A 12,838-nucleotide genomic window follows, 5' to 3' on the forward strand; every position below is an offset into this window, starting at 1 on the left:
GCGTAGCAGGACTCAGCGCTTGGGGCGGGACGGGAATGGTTCCATGGCGCGGAAGCGGTTGCTGTATTCGTCGGTGAGGTTCCGCGACTCCTGCGCGTTGCGCACGATGGTCGGGGTCAGCAGCACGATTACTTCGGAGCGGTCGGTGTTCTGGGTCTTCCTGCCGAACAGCGCGCCGAGCACCGGGATCCGGCTCAGGCCCGGCACGCCGTTGGCGCCGTTCTCGTCCGAATTGGTGATCAGGCCGGCCAGCATGATGGTGTCCCCGCTCTGCACCGCCGCCTCGGTCGAGATCTTGCGGGTGTTGATCGGCGGGTTGCAGGTGGTGCGGGTGGCGTCGCAGCCGGATGGGATGGCGCCGGCCGAGCTCACTTCCTGCACGATGTCCAGGAACACCACGCCATCGCGGGTGATGCGCGGCCGCACCTTCAGGATCACGCCGGTGTCCAGGTACTGCACCTGGCTGTAGGTGTTGTCGCCGCCCACGCCGGTGTTGACCGACACCGAGTTGATCGGGATCTGCGTGCCTACATTGAGCGTGGCTTCGGCGTTGTTGCGCACGAAGATCGACGGGGTCTGCAGCAGGCGCAGGTTGCTCACCTTGTCCAGTGCGGTCACTACCGCGGCGGCGTTCTTGCCCAGGAAGGTCCAACCCAGGCCGCCCTCGCCTACCCGCCCGGAAATGCTGCCCCAGATCGAGCGGCCCAGTGCGCTGGGCAGGTCGATACCGCTTTCGGTCTTGCCGGTCGCCACCGCCTGTTCGAAGAACCAGTTCACGCCGTAGGCGAGGTCGCCGGTGAGCGAGACCTCGGCGACCTGCGCTTCGATGTGCACCTGCATCGGCATCACATCGAGCTTTTCGATGACTTCACGGATCGAACGCCACGCCTGCGGGGTGGACCGCACCAGCAGCGTGTTGGTCTCTTCCACCGCCGACACGCCGACCGAATCGCCCTGGATTTCCAGGTTGAAACTGGCGTTGCCCGGCTGCCGCTGCGGCAGGCTCATGGTGCCATCACCCATGCCGCCGGTGCGGGTAGTGCCGGTGTTGCCGGTGCCGTTGAGGCTGTTGCCATTGGTGCCGTCACGGCTGCCCAGCTCCTGCACGTTGGCGCCGGGCGCCAGCGAGCTGCTGCCGCCACGGCCCCCGCGGCTGTTCTCACTGGCGAAGGCTTCGGCCAGGCGCTCGGCCAGGTCCTTGGCTTTGACGTAGCGCAGTTCGTAGGAGAACAGCCGGGCGCTGCCGCCGGCGGTATCGATGCGTTCCAGCCACTGCTGGATCTGGTCCAGGTAACGCGCCTGCGGGGTGATCACCAGTACGGCATTGGCGTTCTCCAGCGGCAGGAAGCGGAACATGCCGGCGCTGGGAGTCTTGCTCTCTTCGCCGAACACTTTCTCCAGGTCCGCCGCGACCTGCTCGGCCTTGCCGGTCTGGATCGGGAACACGCCCACGGACATGCCCGACAGCCAGTCCACATCGAATATCTCGACCGTGCGCAGGTAGTTTTCCAGTTCGCTGCGGGTACCGCCCAGGGTGATCACGTTGCGGCCGCTGTCGACGTTGACGATCGCGTTCGGCCGCGCGTACGGCTCGAGCACTTTCTTCATTTCGGTGGCGGAGATGTACTGCAGCGGGATGACGCGCACTTCGAAACCGCGCGCGTTGGCCGCCGGCGCGGTGCTTGGTGCGACGGTGCCGGCCAATGCCTGGTCGGCGGCCACGATGTTGTAACGGCCGCCGCTGTAGACCATGCGCGCGTTGTTCCAGCCCAGCACCATCTCCAGCAGGTTCAACGCCTGCGCCGAAGACACCGGCTTGGGCGTGGCCAGGGTTACCGTGCCCTGCACGCCGGGCGCGATCACGTAGTTCTGGCCGAGCATGTCGCCCAGGATCGCCTTGACCACCGCGTGCACCGATTCGCCTTCGAAGTTGAAGGTGGCAGTGCCGGTGCTGGCCTGCGACAACGCCGGCGACGGCGCGGCGGCAGCACTGCGGTTGATCATCGTGCCGCTGCCGCGGCGGATCACCGGCTGCGGTGCGCCGTCGGCGTTCAGCGGCTGCGCGTCCACGCCATCATGCGAACCGTCACCGGCCACCACCTGGTGCTTGCCATCAAGGACCGCGTCGCGGCGCACTTCGGGACCGGGCACGGAGGCGCAGCCTGCAAGCAGGGCCACGGCGAACGACAGGGAGAAAAGACGCAATGTCATGCTTTCACTCTATTTGGTTTGGCCGGAGCCGCCCGCGGGCGGCTGCTGCGACTGTTGCTGCTGCAATTGCTGGCGACGCGCCTGGATGCGGGCGCGGATGGCTTGCATCTGTTCTTCGCTCGGGCCCTGCGTGGCCGGCTTCTGCGCTGCGGCAGCGGCCGCATTCGCCGCTGCATTGGCGGCGGCTTCCGCCGCTGCCTGCGCCGCTGGCGGCGGAGCGCCGCTGAAGTTCGTCGTGGGTCCGCGGCCCGCGTTCTGCGTGGGCGCTGGAACCGGCGGGCGCGCGCCATTGGCCTGGCCTGCGCCGGCGGCGGTGCCCAGCACGGTCGGCGGTTCGCCGCCCTGCCCGCTGAAGGTCACCAGTTCCAGGGTCTGGGTGCCGCCGGGTCCACTGACGGTCGCACTGCGCGGCTCCAGCGCGAGCAGCTGCCAGCCGTTGACCGCATCGCCGTTGAGGCGCAGGCGCAGCGACTGCTTCTGGTCGGTGGTGAGGATGGCCATGCCGAATTCGGAGGTGAGCAGCACGCCGGTCAGGGTGACCGCGCTGGCGCTGCTGCCCGGCTCGCTGCCGCCCAGCAGGTACGGACGCGGCTTGCGGTCTTCGGCGAACAACGGCCGCGCGCCGATGCTGGCATACGCCTCGGCCGAGGCGATCCGTTCCGGCGCGGCCGCGGCCAGGGTCGGCAGCGGCGGTGGGGCACGGTCGCCGGCACCGGCCGGGGCGATGCGTCCACCCACGCCGAACAGCGTGGCGATCCAGATCGCGGCGGCCCAGGCGGCCACGCCGCCCAGCCACCAGCTGCGCAGGGGGGCCAGTTCAATCTTCATGGGTGCCCTCCTCGACCGGTTCGGCCGTGCCGGGGTCGGTCGGGGCGGCCATCGCCGACCCGACCGGCTCCAGCCCCGCCGGCGCGGGTTCGGGTGCAGGCTCGACCGGCGCGGCGGCCGCATCGCTGCCTGCACCGGGGCGGAGGTAGCCAACCAGTTCGAAGGACACGTCCAGTCCGGTGCCGGTCTCGTTGGGCGAGGCCTGGAAGCGCTGCGCCAGCAGGTTGAGGTTGTTCACGAACAGGCGCGGGCTGCCGGTTTCCAGGGTGTGCAGCACCGCCGCCATTTCCGGCACGCCACAGCGCAGGCGGACCTGCAGGGCCACGCGCGGGAACTGCGCATCGCGCGCGGTGTCGGTCAGCGGTGAGCGGTTGCTGATGGTGCAGCTGCGGTTGCCAGGACTGGCCGACGCGACCGCATCCTGCAACCGGCTCGACAAGGCGGCGGCGGCCGATTCAGCAGTGGGTTCGCGCAGGAAGCCGGGACGCCCTTCCAGCGCCGCCTGCACCTGATGCAGGCGCTCTTGCACGGCGGTGCGCTGCTGCAGCTGGGACTGCACGCGCTGCTCGCGTTCCTGCAGCTCGGCAATGCCCTGGTTGATGTCCAGCAGCGGCCGGGTGAACCACGGATGCACCAGCAGCAGGTACGCCAGCGCGATCACCGCCAGCAGCAACGCCAGTGCCAGCCAGCGGTCACGGCGTGTTGGCGGCATTGCCATCGGCAACCTCCGGGGCGGGCGTGGCGGCGGCCGGGGCACCGGGCAGCGGCTGCAGCTCGGCGGTGAGGGTGAAGCGGTCACGGCCGGCGGCGCCGCCATCGGCCTGCAGCACGCCGGTCAGGTTGACCTTGCGCCACAGCGGTGAATCCTGCAGCAGGGAGACCAGCTGCGAAGCCTCGCGGCTCAGTCCGATCAGCTGCAGCGTGTTGCCTTCAACAGAAAGTTTTTCCAGGTAGGTGCCATCGGGCAGCAGCCGGGTGAGTTCGTTCCACAGCTCCACGGTGCTGGCATGTTCGGCGCGCTTGCCTTCCAGGAACGCGGCGCCATCCACCAGCTCCTGCAGCTGCTGGCGCTGCGCGGCGACGCGGCGCGCGTCGTGTGCGGCGGCATCGACCTGCTCGCGCAGGCGATCGGCGGCGGCCTGGCGGTTGTCCAGCAGCTGGGTGCCAGCCAGGGCCAGCAGCACCACGGTGGCCACGGCGAGCAGCAGGTTCCAGCGCCGCATCGGGTCGTGGGTGACCCGGCGCTGGGTCGGCGGCAGCAGGTTCACGCCCAGCGGCTGCCCCGCGCCATCGTCGGCATCCACGCCGGCCAGCTGCTGCGCCCAGCTGCCGGCCTGCTGCGACCACTGCTCCAGCGCCTGGCGCGGAATGACCACCAGTTCCACCTGCAGCTGGCCGTCGGGCAATGTGTCCAGTTCGCGGACGTCGTAGTGGACCTGATTGGCCTCGAACGGGGTCTGCCGGTCGATCTCGAAGCCGACCACGTCGCGCAGGCGCGGTGCAGCGGCGGCCGGCAGGCGCAGCGGGCGGCGCAGCACCGCGGCGGCCGGCAGCACCCAGTGCCGTGGCAGCGCGCGCAGGCGCGCATCCAGCACCCGCTCCAGGTCGGCTGGCGTGGTGGGCCACGGCAGTTCGGCCACGGCCTGCAGCTGGGTCGCGGTATCGCGGCGCAGCACCAGCTGTTCGGCATGCCGCGACAGCAGCAGGCGCGAACGCGACCAGCCCATGGCCCATTGCCAGCGCAGCGGCAGCCAGGCCAGCAGCGAACGCCGCCACCAGCGCAGGCCATTGCCCACGCCGGGCGCGAACCGTCCCCGTGCCTGCACCAGACTGTCCCGCCATGCCGTCATCGTGCTGCCATTCCCTGTTCCCAGCGAAGTACTGTGTAAGCCGTTCCCGGCGTGCCTGCCGCGCCCATGCGCACTACCGCACGCAACACCGAAACCCGTCCGCGCTCATCCAGCGCGCGGCTCTCGATACTATAGGTGCCGCTGCCACTGGCAAGCGCGCCGGTCACGTTTTCGTCGCCGGCCGCTTCGGCCCGCTCGCGTTCGGCCAGCAGGCGTTCGGCATCCAGCCCGAGCGCGTTCAACACCGGCCCGGCCGCGAACCGGGGATCCGGACGCGACTGCCGACTGTACAGGGTCAGCATCGGTTCCATCCGTTCATACAGGTCGGCGTCCATGCCCAGCACCCGCTGCAGCTCGCCGAGCGTCTCGAAGCGCCCGTTGCGCGCGCCATACGGAAGGCCGGCGGCCTGGTAGTCGGCGGTCTCGGCACCGCCGCCGGGCTGTTTGAGGCTGTCGGGATCGCGCCAATCGGCGATCGCACCCGCCAGCTGCTGGGCGCGCCCGGGTTCCACCTCCAGCGCGCGCAGGAAGGCGGTCAACAAGGCGGTATCGGCCAGGTTGAGGTTGATCTTGCCGTTCTCGTCGATGATCCGAAGGTCGATCTGGCGGCCATCGAAGGTCCAGCGATAGCGGCGCCCATCGGCCTGCCACGGCGGTTGCAGCGCGGAGGGGCGCAGGCGGAACAGGGCGTACTCCAGCCCGGCGCGTGCATGCTCCTGGCCGATTGCATCGTCACCGATCACCCGCTGCTGCAGGTGCTCGATGCGCGCGCTGAGCGCAAATGCGCCGACCACGGCGGTGAGCAGTGCGATCAGCCACAGCACCAGCACCAGCGCAGCACCGCGCGCGCGCCTCACGAGCGCGGCCCGCGCGACTGCGACAACGCGGCCACCATCGGCGGCCATGCCGGGCCCTGCTGCGGCACGATGCGGATCTCCACCAGCAACGGCAGCCGCCGGGTGTCCTCCCAGCGCGTCTGCCAGTCGCCCAGCTGGCCGCTGCGCGGATCGATGCCGCGGTAGCGGAACGCGACCTCGCGCAGCGCGTCGGCCAGCAGTTCCGGCGCGCGCGGCGGAGTTTCGTCGATGCGCTCGCCGTTCTGCACCAGGGTCAGTGCAACGTCCAGCCGCAGTGCATCGCCGTTGCGATTGACCTGCAGCTCATGCACGTAGGGCCCACCCCGGCCGAGATAACCCGGCAGTTCGGACACGAACAGCATGCGCTGTGGCTCGCCCTGGAAATACAGCGGTTCGCGGGTGGGATCGGGCGGTTCGGCGGCGGTCGGCAGCGCCATGCTGAGGCGGCGGCGCAGGAAGCCTTCCACCGCGCGCATGCGCTCGTTCTGCGCAGCCACGCGCTCGCCCCGCTGGGCGATGTTCATCGCCGAGCGCACGGTGGCGAAGGCCAGCGCCAGCCCGCCGACCAGCAGCACGGTGGCCAGCAGCACTTCGATCAGGGTGAAGCCGTGTGCGCCGCGCCGGCTCATCGCGGCGCCTCGGGCGTGTTGGGCAACAACCGCAGCGAACGCCACTGCAGGCGTTCGCCGCTGCCTTCGCCCCAGCGCACCTGCAGGGTCAGCTGGGCCAGGGTCGGCCCGCTGACGGTAGTGGCAGCGGCCTGGGGCAGCGCACTGGCGCGCGCATCCACGTACGGCTCCACCTGCAGCTCCCAGCGGTAGCGGCCGTCTTCCCAGTCGCCCTGCGAACGCCCTTCCTGCAGCGGTTGTTCGATGCCGGTCGCGGCCAGCAGCGACTGCGCGTGCAGCATCGCGCGGGTGCGCAGGTCGGCGTTGTGCACCTGGCGTGCGGCCCCGGACAGGCTGCCCAGCAGCAGCGTCAACGCGAGCGCCAGCAGCGCGAAGGCGACGATCACTTCCAGCAGCGAATAACCACGCTGGTGCTTCATGGCGCGCCCCGCACCGGACCCGAGCGCACTTCGCCGGTGATCCAGCTCACGTCGATGCGCCACAGCGCATCGCGCATACCCAGTTCGATGGTGCCGCCACTGGAGCCGCCGTCGGGATGGAAGGCGATGCCGCCCTTGCCGTTGGCCACGCCGGCGACCTGGCCGGCACCCCGGAAATGGACCTCGAGTGCAGCGGGCAGGCTGCCGTGGCGGCCGTTGGCGGCTTCCCAGGTGCGCGCCTGCGGATCGATCAGGAAGCGCTGGCGTTCCCCGGTGGCAATGGCCTGGGTGCGTGTGTAGCGCAGCTGGCTGGCCACTTCCTTGCCGGCATTGCGCAGCCGCACGCCGTCGATGCCGCCGTTCATGGCGGTGGCGGTGAGCACCCCGATGATCGCGATCAGGGCCACCACCAGCAGCATTTCCAGCAGTGAAACGCCGCGCACGGCACGCCGTCGCGACAGCGCGCGCGGGCGTCGGGTCCGGCGTGGCGGAGCAGGCATGCGCAAGCGCGCTTACTCGTACTTGATGTCCGCGTCGTAGCTGGTGCCACCGACCTTGCCATCCTTGCCCAGGCTGATCAGGTCGAACGGCTGGCCTTCGCCCGGTGCGCGGTATTCCAGTGCGTTGCCCCACGGATCGTTCAGCTCGCTGGCCTTCGCATACGGGCCCAGCCAGCCGCTGCTGCCGCCCGGCTGGGTGACCAGGTCGTCCAGCTTGGCCGGCAGCTTGCCGGTATCGAGCTGGTAGTTCTCGATCTTGCCGGCCATGGTCTGCACCTGCGACTTGGCGATGTTGGCCTTGCCACGATCGGCACCACCGAGCACGCGGCTGCCGACCAGGGTGAGCACCGCGCCGATCAGCACGATGACGATGATGATTTCCAGCAGGCTCATGCCCGACTGGTTGCGCGGCGAAGAAAAGCGGACCAGCTTGCGACGGTGGATCATGAAAGCTCCTTGCAGCATGTCGGAACGAAATGCGCCACGGCGGTCAGCCGATGGCATTGGTGAGGTCGTACAGCGGCACCAGCACGGCCACGATCACCAGGCCGACCACCGAGGCCAGCACCAGGGTGATCACCGGCACCAGCGCCGACAGCAGCCGATCGATGGCGCGCGCGGTTTCCTGTTCAAAGGTATCGGCGGTCTTGAGCAGCATGACATCCAGCGCGCCGGATTCCTCGCCGACCTGGATCATCTGCAGCGCAAGCCGGGGAAAGCGCTTGCCCTTGGCCAGCGAGGCGGACAGGCCGTTGCCGTTCTTGACCTCGTCGCTGGCCGCGTCAACGTCGGCGGCCAGCGCGCGGTTGCCCAGTACGTTGCGTGCGATGCCCAGGCCAGCCAGCAACGGCACGCCGTTGCGCAGCAGCGTGCCCAGCGTGCGCGCCAGCCGTGCGGTTTCCAGCTTGGCCACCAGTCCGCCGATGCCCTTGCGCTGCAGCAGCCAGCCATCCAGCGCCAGGCGCGCCGCGGGCTGGCGCAGCTTGCGTTCGATCACCAGCAGCGCCAGCGCCGGCACCACGATCATCGCCAGCCAGCCCTCGCTCACCACCAGGCCAGCAGTGAGCACCCACTGGGTGAACCACGGCAGCGCCACATCCAGGCTTTCGTACATCTGCGCGAACTGCGGCACCACGTAGCCCAACAGGAACAGCAGCGCCCCGCCGACCACCGCCAGCAGGATCGCCGGGTAGATCAGCGCATTGATCACCCTGCCCTTCAGCTCCTGGCTGCGCTCCAGGTAATCGGACAGCCGCTGCAGGGTGTCGTGCAGGCTGCCACCGGCTTCGCCGGCGCGCACCATGTTGATGTACAAACGCGAAAACAACCCGTGCTGGCGTTCCAGCGCGGTGGACAGCGCGGCACCGCCGCGCACCACGTCGCGGATGTCGGTGATCACCCGCCGGCTGCGTTCGTCTTCGGGCAGTTCCAGCAGGATGGTCAGCGCGCGGTCCAGTGGCTGGCCGGCACCGAGCAGGGTGGCCAGCTGCTGGGTGAACTGCACCAGCGCGCCGCCGTCGAAGGGCTTGCGCCGCAGCAGCGCCGCCCACGGGGTGCCGCCCGCACCGCCCTCGCTGGCCAGCCGCGCTTCCATCGGCAGATGGCCCTGGTCCTGCAGCCTGGCGGCCACATCGGCCTCGCTGGCAGCCTCCATCTGGCCGTCGAACAGTTCGCCGTGTGCGTTGAGGGCCTTGTAGCGGTACTGCGCCATGCTCAGCTTTCCTCGGTCACGCGCAGCACTTCTTCGAGCGTGGTGTGGCCCATCAGCGCCTTGGCCAGGCCATCCTCGTACATGGTGCGCATGCCGGCGGCGCGGGCGATCTGTTCCACTTCGCCCATGCCGGCGCGGCGCATCACCGCGCGCCGCAGCTCGTCGTTCATCACCAGGAATTCCATGATGGTGGTGCGCCCGAGGTAACCGGTCGGCGCGATCGCCGAGGGCTGCGCGCGGTACAGGTAGATGTCTCCTTCCGGTTGCAGGCGGCGCAGCCCGAACTTGTCGATCTCCTCCGGTGACGCCAGGTAGCGCAGCGCGTGCTGCGGTTCCAGCCGGCGCACCAGGCGCTGGGCCAGGATGCCGTTGATGGTGGAGGTGAGCAGGTAGTCTTCCACGCCCATGTCGAGCAGGCGGGTGATGCCGCCGGCGGCGTTGTTGGTATGCAGCGTGGACAGCACCAGGTGGCCGGTCAGCGCGGACTGGATCGCGATGCGCGCGGTTTCCAGGTCGCGCATTTCGCCGATCATGATGATGTCCGGGTCCTGGCGCACGATGCTGCGCAGCGCGTTGGCGAAGTCCAGCCCGATCTGCGGCTTGGCCTGGATCTGGTTGATGCCTTCGATCTGGTATTCGACCGGATCCTCGACGGTGATGATCTTTACATCCGCGGTGTTGAGCTGGCTCAGCGCTGTATACAGCGTGGTGGTCTTGCCCGAGCCGGTGGGGCCGGTGACCAGCAGGATGCCGTGTGGCTGCTCCAGCACTTTGCGGAACTGCGGCAGGAACGCATCGGTGAAGCCGAGCCGGTGGAAATCGAACACCACGGTGTCGCGATCGAGCAGGCGCATCACCACGCTTTCGCCGTGCGCGGTGGGCACGGTGCTCACGCGCAGGTCCAGTTCCTTGCCCTGCACGCGCAGCATGATGCGGCCATCCTGCGGCAGGCGGCGCTCGGCGATGTTCAGCCGCGCCATGATCTTGATGCGGCTGATCACCGCAGCGGTGAGGTTGGCCGGCGGGCTTTCGCCTTCGATCAGCACGCCATCGACGCGATAACGCACCTTCAGCCGGTTCTCGAACGGTTCGATGTGGATGTCCGACGCGCGCAGCTCCACCGCACGCTGGATCACCAGGTTGACCAGGCGGATCACCGGCGCTTCGGAAGCCAGGTCACGCAGGTGCTCGATGTCGTCGACCACGCTGCCTTCGCCGTCAGCGGTTTCGATGATGGCGCCCATCGCGCTGCGGCCCTGGCCGAACCAGCGTTCGATGACGTCATCGATCTCCGAGCGCAGGCCCACGTGCAGGCGTACCGGCACCGCCATCGCCAGCTGCACCGCATCGGCGGTGTACGGCTCCTGCGGGTCGCTCAGCCACAGGTCGAGCACGCCGTCGTGCAGCGCCAGCGGGCAGGCATGGAATTGTTTGAGGAAGCGCAGCGACAGCGGCAGCGCATCGATCAGGGATTCGGGGGGCGCTTCGGCCACGCTCTTGCCCTCCAGCAGCGGCAGCCCCAGCACCTCGGCACAGGCCTGCGCGTGGTCGCGCTCGGACACCAGGCCCAGCCGCACCAGCAGCGGCAGCAGGCTGCCACCGGCTTCGCGCTGCAGCGGCCGCGCGCGGGCCAGGTCGGCCTCCTTCAGCCGCCCGTTGCGCAGCAACAGCGCCACGATGCGGGTTTCCGCATCCATGGCTGACTCTTCAGCAAGATCGTGGGTTACCGCATTCACGAAAGCTCTCCTGGCGACCCGCAGACTTTAGCAGTTCGCCGTGATGCCACATGCGGTGGTGGCCAATGAAAAACGGGAACCCGTCACATGACGGGCTCCCGCAGGGTCTTCCCGGCTGTTACTGGACGGCCTGGATGCTCACGTTGCTGTAAGCCGATTCACCCACCAGCTTGATGTAGTAGGTGCCTGCCACGGGCGCGGTGAAGCGCACGGTTTCACTGTTGCCCGGACGCGCGGACTTGGCATCGAAGTCGGTCGCGGTCGGCTCGGCGCCGGCGCTGACGTACAACGACACGTTGCCGCTGCCGCCGTAGGTGAGGACGCTGAGCGTCTTGCCCGCGGTCGCTTCGAAGCTGTACAGCGTTTCACTGCCACCGGCACCGGTCAGCCCGCTGACCGCCACGCGGTTGGTGAGCGGCGTCGCATCCGGCGCGCAATCGACCGTGCACGGTTCTTCCAGGGCCTTGTCCAGTGCACCCTTGGCGTCGACGATGCCGCTGCCGATCGGGGTGGCCGCCGGGATGGTCACCGGGAAGTTGCGTGCGCTCTGCTTGAGCAGGGTCTCCAGCTGCGCCGGGGTCAGCGGGTCCTTGCCGGCCGAGGCCAGCGCGCCCTGCACCAGCGCGGCCACGGCGGCCACGTGCGGCGAGGCCATCGAGGTGCCGCCCATGCCCATGTAGCTGTAGGCACCGGAGGTCGGGGTGGTCAGGCCGTTGTAGCCGGCCTGCCAGACGTAACCGCCCGGGTTGCCGTCGACGCCACCGCCGCCGCCCGGACCGGACAGGTCCACGGCCGCGCCGAAGTTGGAGTACGACGCGATGCCGCCGGTGATGCGGGTGGCACCCACGGCGATCACGTTGGCGCAGCTGGCCGGACGGTAGCCCGAGGCATTGGAGGCCTGGTTGCCGGCGGCCACCACCACGGTGGTGCCGCGCGAGACCGCGCCGTTGATCGCATCCTGGTAGGCCGGGTCGCACGCGCCGCCGCCGCCCAGGCTCATGTTGATCACTTCGGCCGGGTTCGGGTTGGCCGGCACGCCGGCTACGGTGCCACCGGAGGCCCAGGTGATCGCATCGGCGATGTCGGACAGATAGCCGCCGCACTTGCCGAGCACGCGCACCGGCAGCACCTTGGCCTTGTAAGCGAGGCCGGCCATGCCGACGGTGTTGTTGGTGGCTTCGGCAACCGTGCCCGACACGTGCGTGCCGTGCCAGGAGCTGTCTTCGGCCAGCGAACCGGCGTAGCACTCGTTGTCGTTCTCTACCCAGTCGCCGTAATCCAGCGCGCCGGGCACGCGTTCATCGGTCGGGCGGCGCGAGGTCTCGGCGTCGCTGATGAAGTCGTAGCCTTCCAGCAGCGTGCCGGCGGCGAAGTCCGGGTGCTGCGGCAGGATGCCGGTGTCCAGCACCGCCACCACCACGCCTTCGCCCTGGGCCACGTCCCACGCGGCCGGCGCGTTCACGCCGCCGGTGGCGCTGTGCAGGTGCCACTGATACTGCGCGTAGTACTGATCGTTCGGCACCAGCTGCGCGGTTTCCTTGGCGCGCAGGTCGGCGCGCTGCAGCTTGACGTCAGCCGCGGCGTACTGGACCGACGGATCGGCCTGGATTTCCTTCAGCACCTTCTGCAGATCGGCTTGGCTGAGCTTGCCCTGCAGGCGGATCACATCGGCACCGGTGCCGAGCCGGCGCACTACCTGTGGGCTGGCTGCCGCGGCACGCGCGGTGGTGGCGCCGAGGCTGGCGCGCGAAACCGCCGAGGTCACCGTGGCCAGCTTGGCCGAGCGGTCGGAGGCCGCAGCGGTGCCGGTGCGGTACTTGACGATGATGCGTTCGGAACCCTGTTGGGCGGTGCTGGCCTGCTTCGCCGGTTCCTTGACCGGCAAACCGGCGGCATAGGCGCTGGCGCCCACGGACAGCGACAGCACGGCGGCTGCCAGCACGTTGATGCGAAGGTTCTGCTTCTTGGTCACGGTGTAATCCTCTTCAAGGTCATGGATCAAACGACTGTTCAGGCCAACACTCCATGCGGAAACCCCGGCCGGCCCTGGCCAGGGTTCCCGTGACCCGCCCCCTCAGGCCTTGCATTGCATCGGGC

Annotated in this window: 12 protein-coding genes; all 12 read right to left on the reverse strand. The window is 69.2% G+C overall.

From position 1 onward, the window contains the following. Positions 1 to 12: 12 nt before the first annotated feature. Positions 13 to 2,211, reverse strand: a complete 2,199-nt coding sequence (gene gspD / locus SOM39_RS08610) for a type II secretion system secretin GspD (protein ID WP_320458087.1) — start codon at positions 2,209 to 2,211, stop codon at positions 13 to 15. A gap of 9 nt (positions 2,212 to 2,220) precedes the next feature. Next, positions 2,221 to 3,039 (reverse strand): hypothetical protein, encoded by an 819-nt coding sequence (locus SOM39_RS08615; RefSeq protein ID WP_320458088.1) that lies wholly within the window; start codon positions 3,037 to 3,039, stop codon positions 2,221 to 2,223. Next, positions 3,029 to 3,751, reverse strand: a complete 723-nt coding sequence (gspM, locus tag SOM39_RS08620; protein ID WP_320458471.1) for a type II secretion system protein GspM — start codon at positions 3,749 to 3,751, stop codon at positions 3,029 to 3,031. Before gspM ends, SOM39_RS08615 begins: the two co-directional genes overlap by 11 nt. Beyond that, positions 3,732 to 4,889 (reverse strand): PilN domain-containing protein, encoded by a 1,158-nt coding sequence (locus tag SOM39_RS08625; RefSeq protein WP_320458089.1) that lies wholly within the window; start codon positions 4,887 to 4,889, stop codon positions 3,732 to 3,734. Before SOM39_RS08625 ends, gspM begins: the two co-directional genes overlap by 20 nt. Beyond that, the gene (locus tag SOM39_RS08630) at positions 4,886 to 5,746 is read right to left on the reverse strand and encodes a general secretion pathway protein GspK (protein ID WP_068854541.1); all 861 of its coding nucleotides are present in this window, start codon (positions 5,744 to 5,746) and stop codon (positions 4,886 to 4,888) included. Before SOM39_RS08630 ends, SOM39_RS08625 begins: the two co-directional genes overlap by 4 nt. Continuing rightward, the gene (locus SOM39_RS08635; protein ID WP_320458090.1) at positions 5,743 to 6,375 is read right to left on the reverse strand and encodes a type II secretion system protein J; all 633 of its coding nucleotides are present in this window, start codon (positions 6,373 to 6,375) and stop codon (positions 5,743 to 5,745) included. Before SOM39_RS08635 ends, SOM39_RS08630 begins: the two co-directional genes overlap by 4 nt. Further along, positions 6,372 to 6,794, reverse strand: coding sequence for a type II secretion system protein XpsI (gene xpsI, locus SOM39_RS08640; RefSeq protein WP_320458091.1), 423 nt, complete (start codon positions 6,792 to 6,794; stop codon positions 6,372 to 6,374). The genes SOM39_RS08635 and xpsI overlap by 4 nt, the downstream gene beginning before the upstream one ends. Beyond that, positions 6,791 to 7,300: a type II secretion system protein XpsH gene (xpsH, locus tag SOM39_RS08645; protein WP_414715865.1), complete on the reverse strand. Its 510-nt coding sequence runs from the start codon at positions 7,298 to 7,300 to the stop codon at positions 6,791 to 6,793. The genes xpsI and xpsH overlap by 4 nt, the downstream gene beginning before the upstream one ends. A gap of 6 nt (positions 7,301 to 7,306) precedes the next feature. Then, positions 7,307 to 7,741, reverse strand: coding sequence for a type II secretion system major pseudopilin GspG (gspG, locus tag SOM39_RS08650; RefSeq protein WP_320458092.1), 435 nt, complete (start codon positions 7,739 to 7,741; stop codon positions 7,307 to 7,309). 43 nt (positions 7,742 to 7,784) lie between these two features. Further along, positions 7,785 to 9,005, reverse strand: a complete 1,221-nt coding sequence (gene xpsF, locus SOM39_RS08655; RefSeq protein WP_320458093.1) for a type II secretion system protein XpsF — start codon at positions 9,003 to 9,005, stop codon at positions 7,785 to 7,787. A gap of 2 nt (positions 9,006 to 9,007) precedes the next feature. Continuing rightward, positions 9,008 to 10,741 (reverse strand): type II secretion system ATPase GspE, encoded by a 1,734-nt coding sequence (gene gspE / locus SOM39_RS08660; protein WP_249833749.1) that lies wholly within the window; start codon positions 10,739 to 10,741, stop codon positions 9,008 to 9,010. 118 nt (positions 10,742 to 10,859) lie between these two features. Next, positions 10,860 to 12,713, reverse strand: a complete 1,854-nt coding sequence (locus SOM39_RS08665; RefSeq protein WP_184124692.1) for a S8 family peptidase — start codon at positions 12,711 to 12,713, stop codon at positions 10,860 to 10,862. Between the last annotated feature and the right edge of the window lie 125 nt (positions 12,714 to 12,838).

The organism is Stenotrophomonas sp. CFBP8994, from assembly GCF_034044835.1.
Taxonomy (GTDB): domain Bacteria; phylum Pseudomonadota; class Gammaproteobacteria; order Xanthomonadales; family Xanthomonadaceae; genus Stenotrophomonas; species Stenotrophomonas rhizophila_A.